The sequence below is a fragment of the Pseudomonas palmensis genome (assembly GCF_017848315.1).
Lineage (GTDB): Bacteria > Pseudomonadota > Gammaproteobacteria > Pseudomonadales > Pseudomonadaceae > Aquipseudomonas > Aquipseudomonas palmensis.
In genome coordinates, this window is the sequence record NZ_JAFKEC010000065.1 from 15,041 (window position 1) to 31,715 (window position 16,675).

13 protein-coding genes are annotated in these 16,675 nt (G+C 66.2%); 5 read left to right on the forward strand and 8 right to left on the reverse strand.

The genetic code is table 11. The features are described from left to right. Positions 1-60 precede the first annotated feature (60 nt). Positions 61-897, reverse strand: coding sequence for a bifunctional allantoicase/(S)-ureidoglycine aminohydrolase (locus JZZ72_RS24075; RefSeq protein ID WP_043861160.1), 837 nt, complete (start codon positions 895-897; stop codon positions 61-63). A gap of 364 nt (positions 898-1,261) precedes the next feature. Between JZZ72_RS24075 and JZZ72_RS24080 the strand changes: the two genes are divergently transcribed. Beyond that, complete coding sequence (locus tag JZZ72_RS24080) at positions 1,262-3,418, forward strand: PQQ-dependent dehydrogenase, methanol/ethanol family (protein WP_054915158.1); 2,157 nt, start codon at positions 1,262-1,264, stop codon at positions 3,416-3,418. 17 nt (positions 3,419-3,435) lie between these two features. After that, positions 3,436-4,869 carry an aldehyde dehydrogenase gene (aldA, locus tag JZZ72_RS24085; RefSeq protein ID WP_210015276.1) on the forward strand — a complete coding sequence of 478 codons (1,434 nt, stop codon included), beginning with the start codon at positions 3,436-3,438 and terminating at the stop codon, positions 4,867-4,869. A gap of 101 nt (positions 4,870-4,970) precedes the next feature. Here aldA and JZZ72_RS24090 read toward each other — a convergent pair whose 3' ends face one another. Together JZZ72_RS24090 and JZZ72_RS24095 are read right to left on the reverse strand one after the other, a co-directional pair. Next, the gene (locus tag JZZ72_RS24090) at positions 4,971-6,866 is read right to left on the reverse strand and encodes a sigma-54-dependent Fis family transcriptional regulator (protein WP_054915157.1); all 1,896 of its coding nucleotides are present in this window, start codon (positions 6,864-6,866) and stop codon (positions 4,971-4,973) included. Positions 6,867-7,002: 136 nt separating this feature from the next. Then, a complete protein-coding gene (locus tag JZZ72_RS24095; protein ID WP_043861163.1) occupies positions 7,003-7,716 on the reverse strand; it encodes a LuxR family transcriptional regulator in 714 nt (237 codons plus the stop codon). Between the two features lie 222 nt (positions 7,717-7,938). On the opposite strand from JZZ72_RS24095, the gene JZZ72_RS24100 reads away from it, so the two are divergent. After that, positions 7,939-8,523 carry an acyl-homoserine-lactone synthase gene (locus JZZ72_RS24100; protein ID WP_043861164.1) on the forward strand — a complete coding sequence of 195 codons (585 nt, stop codon included), beginning with the start codon at positions 7,939-7,941 and terminating at the stop codon, positions 8,521-8,523. Positions 8,524-8,568: 45 nt separating this feature from the next. Continuing rightward, complete coding sequence (locus tag JZZ72_RS24105; protein WP_210015277.1) at positions 8,569-9,255, forward strand: lysophospholipid acyltransferase family protein; 687 nt, start codon at positions 8,569-8,571, stop codon at positions 9,253-9,255. Positions 9,256-9,320: 65 nt separating this feature from the next. Here JZZ72_RS24105 and JZZ72_RS24110 read toward each other — a convergent pair whose 3' ends face one another. From JZZ72_RS24110 to glcD, 5 genes are read right to left on the reverse strand one after another with little or no spacing between them, the layout of a single operon-like run. Then, positions 9,321-11,498: a malate synthase G gene (locus JZZ72_RS24110; RefSeq protein WP_210015278.1), complete on the reverse strand. Its 2,178-nt coding sequence runs from the start codon at positions 11,496-11,498 to the stop codon at positions 9,321-9,323. Positions 11,499-11,514: 16 nt separating this feature from the next. After that, the gene (locus JZZ72_RS24115) at positions 11,515-11,922 is read right to left on the reverse strand and encodes a heme-binding protein (RefSeq protein WP_043861167.1); all 408 of its coding nucleotides are present in this window, start codon (positions 11,920-11,922) and stop codon (positions 11,515-11,517) included. A 4-nt stretch (positions 11,923-11,926) separates the two neighbouring features. Beyond that, positions 11,927-13,153, reverse strand: a complete 1,227-nt coding sequence (gene glcF, locus JZZ72_RS24120; RefSeq protein ID WP_058541269.1) for a glycolate oxidase subunit GlcF — start codon at positions 13,151-13,153, stop codon at positions 11,927-11,929. Positions 13,154-13,166: 13 nt separating this feature from the next. Continuing rightward, positions 13,167-14,246: a glycolate oxidase subunit GlcE gene (gene glcE, locus JZZ72_RS24125; RefSeq protein ID WP_054915154.1), complete on the reverse strand. Its 1,080-nt coding sequence runs from the start codon at positions 14,244-14,246 to the stop codon at positions 13,167-13,169. Then, on the reverse strand, positions 14,246-15,745 hold the full coding sequence (gene glcD / locus JZZ72_RS24130; protein WP_043861170.1) for a glycolate oxidase subunit GlcD: 1,500 nt from the start codon (positions 15,743-15,745) through the stop codon (positions 14,246-14,248). The genes glcE and glcD overlap by 1 nt, the downstream gene beginning before the upstream one ends. Before the next feature lie 233 nt (positions 15,746-15,978). Here glcD and glcC point away from each other — a divergent pair. Further along, positions 15,979-16,675 (forward strand): transcriptional regulator GlcC (glcC, locus tag JZZ72_RS24135; protein WP_210015279.1); only part of this gene is annotated, 697 nt, incomplete at its 3' end.

Here is a 16,675-nt window from a genome sequence, read left to right on the forward strand (position 1 = left end):
GGGTCACTTCTCCACAAAAAAGCCCGCCAGTCACGGCGGGCTTTCTGCATCGCTACCTGCTTAACGCTTTGGGTTCAGCGTCAGGTTCACGTTGCGGTTCACATCCTTGTACAGCAGGTAGCGGAACGGGCCAGGGCCACCCGAGTAGCAGGCCTGCGGGCAGAAGGCGCGCAGCCACATGAAGTCGCCGGCTTCCACTTCGACCCAGTCCTGGTTCAGGCGGTACACCGCCTTGCCTTCCAGCACGTACAGGCCGTGCTCCATCACGTGGGTTTCCGCGAACGGGATGGTGCCGCCCGGCTGGAAGGTCACGATGTTGACGTGCATGTCGTGGCGCATGTCGGCCATGTCGACGAAGCGGGTGGTGACCCAGGCGCCATCGGTGCCCGGCATCGGGATCGGGGTAACGTCCTGTTCGTTGGTGACGAACGCTTCCGGGTGCGCCAGGCCTTCGACTTCCTGGTAGTGCTTGCGGATCCAGTGGAAGGTCACGTTGGCCGCGCTGTTGTTGCGCAGGCTCCAGTCGGCGCCCGGCGGAATGAACGCGTAGCCGCCTGGCTTGAGGGTGTACGGCTTGCCTTGCAGGGTGATGTCGACTTCACCTTCGACCACGAACAGAACCGCCTCGGCGTTCTTGTCCTGCTCCGGGCGCTCGCTGCCGCCTTCAGGGGCAACTTCGACGATGTACTGCGAGAAGGTCTCGGCGAAACCCGACAGCGGGCGGGCGATGACCCACATGCGCATCTTGTCCCAGAAGGGCAGGTGGCTGGTGACGATGTCACGCATCACGCCCTTGGGGATCACCGCGTAGGCTTCGGTGAACATGGCACGGTCTGTCAGCAGCTCGGTCTGAGCCGGGTGCCCGCCGTGGGGGGCGAAGTAAGTGGTTCTGGACATGGACAGTCTCGATGTTTGTTGTTGTGTCCCCCGGGCCAGCCTGCGGCGGGCGGCCCCGTTCAGGGATTGCACCGCTACGTTATGACCATCTTTAGCTATCCACAAATTAAATGTTGAAATCCCTGTCATTCGATTTGTGAATGCGGCGTGCGCCGGGCCAACACTGCGCTACAGGTGTGCGCCCTGTGTAGCGGGTGATGCAACACCTGTAGCGTTGATTGCAGCGCGGGCGGCATCGGTGCGGCGCGCGAAAAGCCGCGTGCCAGAGCGGTTGTGGCGGTTCATGTCACAGCTGGCATGGCGGTTGCGATGAGCGAGTGGCGCAGCGCGAAGACTGCGCCACTAATAAGAACAGGACACTCCCATGAGACAGACTGGCCTCGCCTCGCTTCCCCTCAAATCCCTTGCCGTTGCCGTGCTGCTGAGCCTGGCGGGTACACCGGCGCTGGCTGCGGACATCCCGGCCAACGTCGATGGCGCGCGCATCATCGCCGCCGACAAGGAGCCCGGTAACTGGATGAGCACCGGGCGCACCTACGACGAACAGCGCTACAGCCCGCTCAAGCAGATCAGCGACCAGAACGTCGGCCAGCTGGGCCTGGCCTGGAGCTACAAGCTGGACCTGGACCGTGGCGTGGAAGCCACCCCCATCGTGGTCGACGGGGTGATGTACACCACCGGGCCGTTCTCGGTGGTGTACGCGCTGGATGCGCGCGACGGCAGGCTGATCTGGAAGTACGACCCGCAATCGGACCGCCACCGCGCCGGCGAAGCCTGTTGCGACGCGGTCAACCGTGGTGTGGCGGTGTGGAAGGGCAAGGTCTACGTGGGCGTGCTCGACGGGCGCCTGGAGGCCATCGACGCCAAGACCGGCCAGCGCGCCTGGTCGGTCGACACCCGCGCCGACCACAAGCGCAGCTACACCATCACCGGCGCCCCTCGGGTGGTCAACGGCAAGGTGGTGATCGGCAACGGCGGCGCCGAGTTCGGCGTGCGGGGCTATGTCACCGCCTACGACGCCGAAACCGGCAAGGAGGCGTGGCGCTTCTACACCGTGCCGGGCGACCCCAAGCTGCCGCCCGAGGGCAAGGGCATGGAGATCGCCGCCAAGACCTGGTTCGGCGATGCCTATGTGGAGCAGGGCGGTGGCGGCACCGCCTGGGACTCGTTCGCCTACGACCCGGAGCTGAACCTGCTGTACATCGGCGTGGGCAACGGCTCGCTGTGGGACCCCAAATGGCGTAGCCAGGCCAAGGGCGACAACCTGTTCCTGTCGTCCATCGTGGCGGTCAATGCCGACACCGGCGAATACGTGTGGCACTACCAGACCACCCCGGGCGATGCCTGGGACTACACCGCCACCCAGCACATGATCCTGGCCGAGCTGCCCATCGACGGCAAGCCGCGCAAGGTGCTGATGCAGGCGCCGAAAAACGGCTTCTTCTATGTGATCGACCGCGCCACCGGCGAGCTGCTGTCGGCCAAGGGCATCGTGCCGCAGAGCTGGACCAAGGGCATGGATATGAAGACCGGGCGGCCGATCCTGGACGAAGAGAACGCCGCCTACTGGAAGAACGGCAAGCGCAACCTAGTGACCCCGGCGTTCTGGGGTGCGCATGACTGGCAGCCGATGTCGTACAACCCCGACACCGGGCTGGTGTACATCCCGGCGCACATCATGTCGGCCTACTACGAGCACATCCCCGAGGCGCCCAAGCGCAACCCGTTCAAGAGCATGTACCAGCTGGGCCTGCGCACCGGGATGATGCCCGAAGGCGCCGAAGGCCTGCTGGAGATGGCCAAGAGCTGGTCGGGCAAGCTGATCGCCTGGGACCCGGTCAAGCAGCAGGCCGCCTGGGAAGTGCCCTACGTGACCATCTTCAATGGCGGCACCTTGAGTACCGCGGGCAACCTGGTGTTCGAGGGCAGCGCCGACGGGCGGGTGATCGCCTATGCCGCCGACACCGGCGAAAAACTCTGGGAGCAACCGGCTGCCAGCGGCGTGATGGCCGCGCCCGTCACCTACAGCGTGGATGGCGAGCAGTACGTGACCTTCATGGCCGGCTGGGGCGGCGCGTTCTCCACCTTTGCCGGGGCCCTGTCGCTGCGGGCCGGCGTGCAGCCGTACGCCCAGGTGCTGACCTACAAGCTGGGCGGCACCGCCAAGCTGCAAGAGCCGGCGCCACGCCCGGACACCCCCAAACCACCCGCGTTGAGCAACGACACCGCATCGATCGAGGCGGGCGCCAAGCTGTACGACGGTTACTGCTCGCAGTGCCACGGTATCCACGCGGTCAGCGGCGGCGTGCTGCCCGACCTGCGCAAGCTCACCCCGGAAAAGCACCAGATGTTCCTCGGCATCCTCTTCGGTGGCCGCGTGCCGGATGGCATGCCGTCGTTCGCCGACGCCTTCACCCCCGAGCAGGTCGACCAGATCCACCAGTACCTGATCAAGCGCGCCCACGACCTTCATCAGGAAGGCGATACCTGGAAGCAGTTCAGCGCCAAGTCATCCCATTGAAAAGGAGCCATTGACCCATGAGTGACGTCATCTACCAGAACTACATCGCCAATGCGTTCGTCGACAGCGACGCGCAGATCGAGGTGCACAACCCGGCCAATGGACGACTGCTGGGGCGCGTACCCCAGGCCAGTGACGCGCAGGTGGAGCAGGCCATTGCCGCCGCGCGCAAGGCCCAGAAGAGCTGGGCCACGCGCCCGGCCATCGAGCGTGCCGGCTACCTGCGCAAGATCGCCAGCAAGGTGCGCGACAACGCCGAGCGCCTGGCGCGCATCATCACCGCCGAGCAGGGCAAGGTGCTCGGCCTGGCCCTGGTCGAAGTCAACTTCACTGCCGACTACCTGGACTACATGGCCGAGTGGGCGCGACGCCTGGAAGGCGAGGTGCTCACCAGCGACCGCGCCGGTGAAAGCATCTTTCTGCTGCGCAAGCCGCTGGGCGTGGTGGCTGGGATTCTGCCGTGGAACTTCCCGTTCTTTCTGATCGCCCGCAAGATGGCGCCGGCCCTGCTCACGGGCAACACCATCGTGATCAAGCCCAGCGAGGAAACACCGATCAACTGCTTCGAGTTCGCCCGCCTGGTGGCCGAGACCGACCTGCCCAGCGGCGTGTTCAACGTGGTGTGCGGTACCGGGGCGACCGTGGGCCAGCGCCTGACCAGCCACGCCGGCATCGACCTGATCAGCTTCACCGGCAGCGTGGGCACCGGCTCGCGGATCATGGCCGCGGCGGCGCCGAACATCACCAAGCTCAACCTGGAGCTGGGCGGCAAGGCGCCGGCCATCGTGCTGGCTGATGCGGACCTGGAACTGGCGGTCAAGTCGATCACCGCGTCGCGGGTGATCAACACCGGGCAGGTGTGCAACTGCGCCGAGCGGGTGTACGTGCAGCGCGAGGTGGCGGATGAGTTCACCGACAAACTGGCCAGCGCCATGGCCGCCACCCGTTATGGTGACCCGCTGGCCGAGGCGGACCTGGACATGGGCCCGCTGATCAACCAGGCCGCCCTGGACAAGGTCGGGCAGATGGTGCGCACCGCCACCGGGCAGGGCGCGCAGCTGGTGACCGGGGGCGCGGTGGCCGATCGCGGGCAGGGCTTCCACTACCAGCCGACGGTGCTGGCCGGCTGCTCGGCCGACATGGAGATCATGCGCAAGGAGATCTTCGGGCCGGTGTTGCCGATCCAGATCGTGGAGAGCCTGGACGAGGCGATTGCGCTGGCCAACGACAGTGAATACGGGCTGACTTCATCGCTGTACACGCGCAGCCTGAGTGCAGCGATGCATGCCAGCAATGCGCTGGATTTCGGCGAGACCTACATCAACCGCGAGAACTTCGAGGCCATGCAGGGCTTCCATGCCGGCACGCGCAAGTCGGGGATCGGTGGGGCCGATGGCAAGCATGGGTTGTATGAGTACACGCATACCCATGTGGTCTACATCCAGATCTGAGGCCCAGGTAGCCTGTTAGGGCCTCATCGCGGGTCAAGCCCGCTCCCACAGCCTGTGGGAGCGGGCTCGACCCGCGATGGGTTGCACAGCAACCCCTGCCATCACAACCGATCATTGGGCTGCACCACCCCGTACTTCTTCATCTGCCGATACAGCGTCGAGCGCGCCACCCCCAGTTCAGCCGCCACCGCACTGATGTTCCAGCGATGGCGCCGCAACCTTTGCAGCAACTCGCTGGCCGGGTCCTGGCTGTCGATGCGCAGCGGCTCGCCGCGCACCACCTGCACCACTTCCGCCGGCAGGCAATCCACGTCGATCACCCCGTCCTCGGCCAACGCCACCGCGTAGCGCAACGCATTGAGCAACTGACGAATGTTGCCCGGCCACGCATGGGCATGCAGGCACTGGCGGGCCTGTTCGGTCAACCGCACGCCGCTGCTCTGCGCCGCCAGTAACTGCTCGATCAACGCGCCCCGGTCACTGCGTTCGCGCAAGGCCGGCAACGCCAGGCTCATGCCGCCCAGGCGGTAGTAGAGGTCCTCGCGAAAGCGCTTGTCGCCAATCATCCCGTGCAGGTCCTGGTGGGTCGCCGACACCACCTGCACGTCCAGCGCCACCGGCGCCTGGGCGCCGATCGGGAAGATCTCGCGCTCGGCCAGCACCCTCAGCAAACGGGTTTGCAGGTGCGCCGGCATGTCGCCGATCTCGTCCAGAAACAGCGTGCCGCCGGCGGCCAGTTCCAGCTTGCCCTTCATGCCCTTCTTGTCGGCCCCGGTGAAGCTGCCGCCGCGGTAGCCGAACAGCTCGCTCTCGATCAGCGTCTCGGGAATCGCCGCGCAATTGAGCGCGATGAACGGCCCGGCGCGCCGCGCACTGGCCTGGTGGATGGCGCGGGCGAATGCCTCCTTGCCGGTGCCGGTCTCGCCGGTGATCAGTATCGGCAGGTCCTTGTCGAGCACCTTGCGCACCCGCTGCACCGCCTGTTGCAGGCGCGCATCGCCGCCGGCCAGCTGCTGCAGGTCGGGGTGGCTGCTGCGCACCGGCGGTCTGGCCGGGGCAGGGCGGTGGCGTTGCGACGGTATGCGCAGGCCCACATCCAGCAAGGCGTCGTCCTGCTGCCCGCGCAGGCGCACGCCGCGTGCACCGCCCTGGGTCAGGTGCAGTAGTTCATCCACCGAGGTTGGCAGCAGGCTGTCGATGCGCGCACCCAGCAGCGGCGCTGCATCGCGCTGGTGGGCAACGAAGGTGGCGCGGTTGGCGCCGATGATGCGGCCGTTGTCGTCCAGCGCCAGCAACTGCTCGTTGGCCAGGTCGGCTATGTCGTCGATGGGCTTGAGCGACAGGGTGAGGCGGTCGCGGTAGCACTCGCGAAAGTGCGCGTTCTCGATCAGCCGCGCATACAGGATCACCAGTTGCAGGGTCAGGTACTGCGCCTCCTTGGGCCCGTTGCTGTTCAGGCAAGTGGCGTTCAGGCAGCCACGCAGCAGGCCCTGGGCGTCGAAGATCGGCGCCACCGAGCAGCTCAGGCGAAAGTTGGAGGCCAGAAAGTGCTCTTCGCGGTGGATGATCAGCGGCTGCGCGGCGGCCAGGGTGGTGCCGATGCCGTTGGTGCCGGCAATCGACTCGTCCCAGCGCGCGCCCACCACCAGCCCGGCCTGGGTATAGATGTGGCTGGCTTCGGGCAGGCGGGTGTCGAGGGTGATGCCGTGTTCGTCGCTGAGCAGCACCGCGAACCCGGCCGGCACCACGCGCCTGGCCAGGCCGCTGACGCCCTGGCTGGCGATGGCCAGGTATTGCTGGTGCTGCTGTTGATGCTGGCGGATGGCGTCGGCGCCCAGCACGTGGGTACGCCCGGCGGCGCCGGGGTCGAGGCGATGCTCGACCACGCTGCGGTACCAGGACTGCGCAATGACAGGGTCGGGGCGGATGCCGCGCTCGGGGAAGTGATCGTCGACGAAGGCCGCAAGATCGCTCGGGCTGGTCTGGGTATGCTGCATGCTGGGCTCCCGTCGACCGTGGCGCGCGCAGGGGCGGCTCACCGTCATCTTGTTGTCTCGGGCCAGGGGCGAGCACCGATCTGTGCCTACCTTAGTCGCTGTGTCGGGAATTTTCAGCTATTGATGCAGCCCTGGCCTAGAAAAGCATCCCCAGCAGAATTGCCTTCACCGTCGCCTCGGCCTTGTTGCTGGCCTGCAGCTTGCGCATGGCGTTGACCAGGTGGAACTTCACCGTGCGGCTGTCGATGGTGAGGATGATGCTGATCTCGCTGTAGGTCTTGCCCACGGCGGTCCATTTGAGCACTTCTTTCTCCCGTGCGGTCAGGGCTTTCTGGGCCTCGGGCAGGTGGGTCTGGGCAAAGAAGCCGGTCATGGCACTGTGCGCCAGTTGCGACAGCCAGATGAGCTTGGCTTCCTTGGCGTCCAGTTCCAGTGTGGAGATCGGGTCATCCGGGCGGGACAGGGACAGCAGGCCGATGGTGCCGTAGTCGCCCTGCACCGACAGGCACCAGCCGTGGTCAAGGCTGTAGTGCCGCGCCTCTTCCCAGAATGCCTGCTGGTGCTGCTGTTGCGCGGCGGCCCACTGCAGGGGGGTGGTGCGGGTCAGCCCGTGGGCCACCGTCGGGTCGCAGGAAAAATAGTCCTCGGCCACGTACCTGGCTTCCCAGGCGCTGGGGTAGTTGGAGCGCAGGATGAACTGCGGGGCGGCGATCGGCAGCGGATTCTTCAGCCCATAGGAACAGAACTCGAAGTCCAGCTCGCGGGTAAGTCGGGTCAGCTCGCTGAACAGCTCGCCTTCGTTGCGGCACCCCGTCACCACGGCAATGAAGTGCTCGCGCCAGTCATTCACGCAATGTGCCTTTCATGGGTGGAATGTGCTCGGCCAATGGAGAGTGCAAACAGGCCCGAATTATACCGTACGGTACAGTTTTCGCGGAAAACTTCTGTAGCAAATGGCCATCAGTGCGCTGGCATTTCAGGTTTTTCCTACGAATAAACCTGCCCTTTCGGGCAGCTATATAGGCTCCGGAGGGTTTGTTGTACTCCCAGCTCTTTGAGTTGGGGCGTTTTCATGTTCACTGCTGTAACCGGGACCATCAAAGACTTTCCGCGCACCATGGCGAGCGCACTGGCCGAGTACCGCTACCAGGTGTTTGTAAGGGAGCTGGGCTGGCCATTGCAGTGTCCCGAGGGTCAGGAGTGGGATGAGTTCGACCGCCCCGATACGCTGTATGTGCTGGCATGCGACAAGCAACAGAATATTTTCGGTTGTGCCCGCCTGATCCCCACCCATCGCCCGTACCTGCTGGCAGAAGTGTTTCCGCACCTGGTTGGCGATGCGCCGCTCCCCTATCAGCAGGACATATGGGAGCTCTCGCGCTTCGCCATGAGTTCGCCCAAAGGCCAATACCTGTCGGCTGAACAGGCTTGGCAGAATACCGTGGCGATGGTCGGCAAGGTGATCGATGTGGCCCGTGCCCAGGGGGCGCGCAGGCTGATTGCCTTTACTGCAATGGGTAACGAGCGGTTGCTCAAGCGCATGGGCGTGACCACGCGAAGAATCGCGCGTCCGCAGATGATTGACGACAAGCCGGTGCTGGCCTTCTGGATCGAAATCGATGACCAGACGACCCGCGCACTGCAACTGGCAGCGTGACGGGTGAACATGTCGAGGGAAGGTGGTAAAGCAATGATTGCGTGTGTGCGTTGGCTGTTGGTCGTGCTGTTCGTGGTGGTGACGTTTCCGTTCCTGTGCCTGGTGCTGTTGCTCAACCCGCGCAAGCAGGACAACCTCTACCTGGCCTGCAAGGTCTACAGGGCCATCAACTGGATCTTTGGCGTGCGCGTCGAGGTCGGTGGTTTCGACGCCATCGCGCCCGACCGCTCCTACATCTATGTGGCCAACCACCAGAGCAACCACGATGCATTTGTCGTGGCCCAGGCGCTGCGCCCAGGCACGGTGATCGTGGGCAAGCAGTCGTTGCGCTGGCTGCCGTTGGCCGGGCAGCTGTACTGGCTGACCGGCAGCCTGTTCATCGACCGCAGCAACCCGCGCGCGTCGATCACCAGCCTGCGGCGCATCGCCACCCGCGTGGCCGACAGCAAGACATCGCTCTGGATCTTCCCCGAGGGCACGCGCAACACCGGGCAGGGCGTGCTGCCGTTCAAGACCGGTGCATTTCGCATCGCCAAGGAAATGGGCATCGGCATCATCCCCGTGACCATCAGCCCGGCGGTGCGCCGGATCCGCCACAACGCCCTGGGCTGCACCGATGTGAGTATCGTGGCGCACCGGCCCATCGAGGCCGACCTGGTGGCCAGCATGGATGCCAAGCAGCTGGCGTCGTATACGCGGGAAGTGGTCAACAATGGGTTGCCCATCGTGTAGTTGCCGGGGCCTTCGCCCGCAAGGCTGGTTCCTGCAGGAGCCAGCCTTGCGGGCGAAGAGGCCCGTCAGTTCGCCGCCTTGAACCTCAAGCGCCACGCATGCAGCAGCGGCTCGGTATACCCGCTCGGCTGCTCACGCCCCTTGAACACCAGGTCGCTGGCGGCCTGGAACGCCATCGAGGTGGCGAAGTCCGGCGCCATCGGGCGGTATGCCGCATCCCCGGCATTCTGCCGGTCGACCACCACCGCCATGCGTTCGAGCACCTCGCGTACCTTGGCCTCACTCACCGTGCCATGCAGCAGCCAGTTGGCAATGTGCTGGCTGGATATACGCAAGGTCGCACGGTCTTCCATCAGGCCGACGTTGTGGATGTCCGGCACCTTGGAGCACCCGACCCCTTGCTCCACCCAGCGCACCACGTAGCCGAGAATGCCCTGGCAGTTGTTCTCCAGCTCCTGCAGTTTTTCCGCATCGCTCCAGTTCGGACGCGGCGACACCGGAATGGTCAGCAGGTCGTTGAGCAGGCTGTCACGCTCGCCGGCCAGGTCGATGCGCTGCAATTCGCTCTGCACCCCCTGCACGTCCACCTGGTGGTAGTGCAGCGCATGCAGCGTGGCGGCCGTGGGCGAGGGCACCCATGCGGTGGTGGCACCGGCCTTGGGGTGGCCGATCTTCTGCACCAGCATGTCGGCCATCAGGTCGGGCATGGCCCACATGCCCTTGCCGATCTGCGCGCGCCCCTTGAGCCCGCAGGCCAGCCCCACCAGCACGTTGTTGCGCTCGTAGGCGGTGATCCACGGCGTGGACTTCATGTCGCCCTTGCGCAGCATCGGGCCGGCTTCCATGGCGCTGTGCATCTCGTCGCCGGTACGGTCGAGAAAGCCCGTGTTGATGAACACCACCCGCTCGTGCGCTGCGCCGATGCACGCCTTGAGGTTCACCGAGGTGCGCCGCTCCTCGTCCATGATGCCCATCTTCAGGGTGTTGCGCGGCAGCGCCAGCAGGTCTTCGACACGCCCGAACAGTTCGGCGGCAAACGCCACTTCGGCAGGGCCGTGCATCTTCGGCTTGACGATGTACACGCTGCCGCTGCGCGAGTTGCCGCGCCGCTGCAGGTCGTGGATGGCGATCAGGCCGGTCAGCACCGCGTCCATGATGCCCTCGGGAATCTCGGCACCATCGCCATCGAGAATCGCCGGGTTGGTCATCAGGTGGCCGACGTTGCGCACGAACAGCAGCGAACGGCCATGCAGGGTCAGTGTTGCGCCATCGGCTGCGGTGTAGACGCGGTCCGGGTTGAGGCGGCGCACGCGGGTCTTGCCGCCCTTGCTGATCGCTTCGCTCAGGTCGCCTTTCATCAGGCCCAGCAGGTTGCGGTAGATCAGGGTCTTGTCTTCGGCATCCACCGCGGCCACCGAGTCCTCGCAGTCGAGGATGGTGCTCAGGGCGGCTTCGACCAGCACGTCCTTGACCCCGGCCGCATCGGTCTGGCCGATGGCGCTGGTGGGGTCGATCTGGATTTCCAGGTGCAGGCCGTTGTTCTTCAGCAGCACCGCGTTCGGCTGGGCGGCATCACCCTGGAAGCCGACGAATTTGGCGGGGTCTTTGAGTGTGGTGGTCAGGCCGCTGATGAGGTCGACGCGCAGTTGCCCGTCCTCGATGCGGTAGGCCTTGGCCTCGGCGTGCGAGCCGCCGGCCAGCTGTGCAGCCTGGTCCAGGGCCTTGCGCGCGAAGGCGATGACCTTCTGGCCACGGCGCGGGTTGTAGCCCTCGCCAGCCTCGGCGCCGTCGGCGTCGCTGATCGCATCGGTGCCATACAGCGCGTCATACAGCGAGCCCCAGCGTGCGTTTGCGGCGTTGAGCGCATAGCGCGCGTTCATCACCGGCACCACCAGCTGCGGGCCGGCCTGTTCGCACAGCTCGCTGTCGACGTTGGAGGTGCTCACCGCCACCTGTTCAGGCACCGGCACCAGGTAGCCGATCTCGCTCAGGAAGGCGCGGTAGGCCGGCATGTCGGCCACCGGGCCCGGGTGGGCGCGGTGCCAGGTGTCCAGCGCGGCCTGCAGGCGGTCGCGTTCGGCGAGCAGGGCGCGGTTCTTCGGCGCCAGGTCGTGCACCAGGGCGTCGAAGCCTTGCCAGAAGTTGGCCTCCGGCACACCGGTGCCGGGCAGGGCCTCGGTTTCGATGAAGTGCTGCAGGGCGCTCGCGACCTGCAGGCGTTGACGCTGAATACGGTCGTTCATGTTCGGTTGCTCCTGATCAGTCTTTAACGGCGGCAACGCCGGCCTTGGCCACCTGGGCGTCCTGTTCGGACTTGACCCCCGACACACCCACCGCGCCGACCACCTGGCCGTCGACGATCACCGGCACGCCGCCTTCGAGCGTGCCGCTGATCACCGGCACCGACAGGAACGCCGTGCGCCCGCCATTGATCATGTCTTCGTACAGCTTGGTTTCACGTCGGCCCAGCGCCGCGCTGCGGGCCTTTTCGGTGGCGATGTAGGCACTCACCGGCGCGCAGCCGTCCAGGCGCTCGAAGCCCAGCGGGTGGCCGCCGTCGTCGACCACGGCAATGCTCACGGCCCACTGGTTGGCCTGGGCCTCGGCACGGGCGGCGGCGAGAATCTGCTGCACGTCGCTCAGGGTCATTACGGGTTTGCTTTGCATGAAATCAGGCTCCTGGGTTGAGGGCTTGGTCAACGAGTTCGATCCAGTGCCGCACGGGGGTTCGCCCGGCACCGTCGAGGTGGGTCTGGCAGCCGATGTTGGCCGTGGCGATCACGTCGGGGTGGCCACTTTCCAGCGCATCGAGCTTGTTGTCGCGCAGTTGCCTGGACAGCACCGGCTGGGTCAGCGAATAGGTGCCGGCCGAACCGCAGCACAGGTGGCTGTCGGGTACCTCGGTAAGGTTGAAGCCCAGGCGTTTGAGTACGGCTTCAACTGCGCCGCCAAGTTTTTGTGCGTGCTGCAGGGTACACGGGCAGTGGAAGGCCAGGGTCTGGTCGCAGCACGCCTCGAAGCGCTCCAGCGGTTCGGCGCGGATCACTTCGACGATGTCCCGCGCCAGGGCGCTGATGCGCTCGGCCTTGGCCGCGTAGGCCGGGTCGTCGCGCAGCAGGTAGGCGTATTCCTTGACGAAGGCGCCGCAGCCGCTGGCGGTCTGCACGATGGCTTCGGCGCCGGCTTCCACGGCTGGCCACCAGGCATCGATGTTGCGCCGCGCACGTTCAAGCCCGGTGTCCTGCGCGTTGAGGTGATAGTCCACCGCGCCGCAGCAGCCGGCCTGGGCAATCGGCGTGATGCTGATGCCCAGGCGGTCGAGCACGCGCGCGGTGGCGGCGTTGGTGTTGGGCGACAGGCTGCGCTGCACGCAGCCTTCGAGCATCAGCACGCGCCGTGCATGGGTGGCCTGGGGGCGTTGCCGGGCCGGTGCCACGCTGCGTGGCAGGTGGGTCCTGAATGCCACGGGCAGCACTGGGCGCAGCAGCTCGCCGGTACTCACCAGCGCCTGGAACAGGGCCGGGCGCGGCACCACGGCGCGCAGGCCGCTGCGCAGCAGGCGCTGGCCCAGCGGGCGGGGCACACGGGCCTCGATGGCGTCGCGACCGATGTCCAGCAGCTTGTGGTACTCCACCCCCGACGGGCAGGTGGTTTCGCAGTTGCGGCAGGTCAGGCAGCGGTCCAGGTGCTGCTGGGTCTTCTCGCTGACGGTGTCCTGCTCGAGGAATTGCTTGATCAGGTAGATGCGTCCGCGCGGGCCGTCCAGCTCGTCGCCCAGTTCCTGGTAGGTGGGGCAGGTGGCATTGCAGAAGCCGCAGTGCACGCAACTGCGCAGGATGCGTTCGGCTTCGTCGGCGTGGGGCAGGCGCTTGGCCGCTTCGCTCAGGTTGGTCTGCATGGTGGCTCCTGGGTCAGACGTCGGCGTACTGGCGGCCGGGGTTGAAGATGCCCTGAGGGTCCAGGTTGCGCTTGAGCGTCTGGTGAAACCGCAGGATCGGTGCGGCCAGCGGCTGGAACGGGCTGTCCACCACGCCCGGGGTGAAGCAGGTGGCGTGCCCGTTGGCGGCGGCGGCGAGCTGGCGGATGCTGTCGGCATCGGCGCTGCTCTTGAGCCAGCGTTGCGCGCCGCCCCAGTCGATCAACTGCTCGCCCTCGATCGCCAGCGGCGCCGTCAGTGCCGGCACCGACAGGCGCCACAGCGGGCGCGGGTCGTCGAAGAACGCCAGGCGCTGTTCGCGCAGGTCGTCCCAGTAGCTGTCATCCAGCGCATCGCCGCCCAGGCGTTCAGCGGCGGCGCGTACCGAACCCTCGTTGCCTTCCAGGCGCAGGTACAGGGTGCTGCCGTCATGGCTGGCGGCGGTCAGCGGGATCGGCTGCTGGCCCCATTCGCCGAGCTTGTCCAGGGCCATCTGCAGCGGCATGGCCTGGCGCAGGCTGACCCGGCAGCGGTACTTGGGCAGCACCTTGAACGAGGCTTCGGTGATCACCCCCAGGCAGCCCAGGCTGCCGGCCAGCAGACGCGACAGGTCGTAGCCGGCGACGTTCTTCATCACCTCGCCGCCAAAGCGCAGGTGCGTGCCCAGGCCGCTGATCATGCGCGTGCCCAGTACGAAGTCGCGTACCGAACCCGCCCATGGGCGACGCGGGCCCGACAGGCCGGCAGCGAGCATGCCGCCGACCGTGGCGTTGTCGCCAAAGCACGGCACTTCGCAGGCAAGCATCTGCCCGCCACGCTCCAGCGCGGCCTGCAGCTCGCGCAGGGGCGTGCCGGCGCGGGCGGTGATCACCAGTTCGGTGGGGTCGTAGGAGACGATGCCGGTGTGCCCGGCGAGGTCCAGTGGCTGGGCGTCGACGGGGCGCCCGTAGAAGGTCTTGCTGGCACCGCCGCGGATGAACAGCGGGGTGCGCTCGGCGATGGCCTGCTGCACGCGGGCCAGCAGGTCGGCGCTGCGGTCGCTGCCGTGGGCCGGGTCGAACAGTACGGTGCTCATCAGAAGCGCTCCAGGTCCGGGAAGGGCAGTTGGCCGTGGTGCACGTGCATGGCGCCGAATTCGGCGCAGCGGTGCAGGGTGGGGATGTTCTTGCCCGGGTTGAGCAGGCCCAGCGGGTCGAACGCAGCCTTTACCGCATGGAACAGGCTCAGCTCGTCGCTGTTGAACTGGGCGCACATCTGGTTGATCTTCTCGCGGCCCACGCCGTGCTCGCCGGTGATGCTGCCGCCGACCTTCACGCACAGCTCGAGGATCTTGCCGCCGAACGCCTCGGCGCGTTCCAGCTCGCCGGGGGTGTTGGCATCGAACAGGATCAGCGGGTGCATGTTGCCGTCGCCGGCATGGAACACGTTGGCCACGCGCAGGTTGTACTCGGCCGAGAGGTCGGCGATGGCCCCCAGCACGTGGGGCAGTTCGCGCCGGGGTATGGTGCCGTCCATGCAGTAGTAGTCGGGCGACAGCCTGCCCACGGCGGGGAAGGCGTTCTTGCGCCCGGCCCAGAAGCGCACGCGCTCGGCTTCGTCGCGGGCCAGGCGCACTTCGGTGGCACCGGCCTGTTCGAGCAGCACGCGCACGCGCTCGCAGTCGTCGTGCACGTCGGCCTCGACGCCGTCCAGTTCGCACAGCAGGATGGCCTCGGCCTCTACCGGGTAGCCGGCGTGGATGAAGTCTTCGGCGGCGCGAATCGCCAGGTTGTCCATCATCTCCAGGCCGCCGGGGATGATGCCGGCGGCGATGATGTCGCCCACGGCGCGGCCGGCCTTTTCCACCGAGTCGAAGGCGGCCAGCAGCACCTTGGCCACCTGCGGCTTGGGCAGCAGCTTGACGGTGACTTCGGTGATGATGCCGAGCATGCCCTCGGAACCTGTGAACAGCGCCAGCAGGTCGAAGCCGGGGGCGTCCAGGGCATCGCTGCCCAGGGTCATGCGTTCGCCCTCGACGCTGAGCATCTCGACCTTGAGCACGTTGTGCACGGTCAGGCCGTACTTGAGGCAGTGCACGCCACCGGCGTTCTCGGCGACGTTGCCGCCGATCGAGCAGGCGATCTGCGAGGAGGGGTCGGGTGCGTAGTACAGCCCATGCGGCGCGGCAGCCTGGGAAATCGCCAGGTTGCGTACGCCGGGCTGTACGCGGGCAAAGCGCCCGGCCGGGTCGATTTCAAGAATCTTGTTGAAGCGCGCCATTACCAGCAGCACGCCCTTTTCCAGCGGCAGCGCGCCGCCGGACAAACCGGTGCCGGCGCCACGTGCCACCACCGGCACCTTGCGCTCGTGGCACAGGCGCAACACGCTCTGCACCTCTTCCAGATGGCGCGGCAGCACCACCAGCATCGGCGTGGTGCGGTAGGCCGAGAGGCCGTCGCACTCGTAGGGCTTGAGGTCTTCGGCGGCGTGCAGGATATCCAGGTCGGGCAGGCGGCTCTGCAGGGTGTGCAGGAACTCGGCCCGGTCGACGCTGTGCAGGGCACCATCGACGCGTTCGTCGTAGAGAATGTTCATGGGCAGGCTAACGACCCTTGTCTTGTTGTTATGGAAGCTCGATGGAACACGGCTCACTTGCATCATTGGCCGGCGACGGCTTAGTGTCTATCGCTCAAATCACTGGTCGAACCAGTTTGTTGCTGCGGTTTTTCCGGCTTGTTCATGAATATTCAATAAATACAGTTAGTTATGTATTGATCTGGCAAGGGGCATAAAGCCCCTGGTGTCTGGTCATACCAGTTGGAGGAGCGATGGGCGAAGCGCTTTCAATGCAGGTGGCAGACGTGGTGTGCGAGCGCATCGAGCGGCTGATCGTCGATGGCGTGCTCAAGGTCGGCCAGGCGCTGCCGTCGGAGCGGCGCCTGACCGAAAAGCTCGGCGTGTCGCGCACGGCCCTGCGCGAAGGGCTCAAGCTGCTGCGCGCCAAGGGCATCATCGAGACTGCGCATGGCAAGGGCTCATATGTGGCGCAGTTGTCGGGGCAGGGCAGCACCTCGGCATTGATGCACCTGTTCAGTTCGCAGCCGCGCACCCTGTACGACCTGTTCGAGGTGCGCAGCCTGCTGGAAGGGGAGTCGGCACGCCTGGCGGCGCTGCGCGGCACCGAGGCGGACTTCGTGCTCATACGGCGCAGCTACGAGGCATTGCTGGCGGCCCATGAGCAGCCACTGACGGCCTCTGAGCATGCGCACCTGGACCATGCGTTTCACCTGGCGATCTGCGAGGCCTCGCACAACCCGGTGCTGGTGCAGACGCTGCGCTCGCTGACCGACCTGCTGTTGAACTCGGTGTTCGCCTCGGTGAACAACCTGTACCACCGCGATGTGCAGAAGCGCCAGATCGACCGCCAGCATGCGCGGCTGTACAACGCCGTGACCGGGCGAATGCCGGAGCAGGCGCGCAAGGCGGCGATTGCGCATATCCAGGGCATCTGCGCGAACCTTAAGG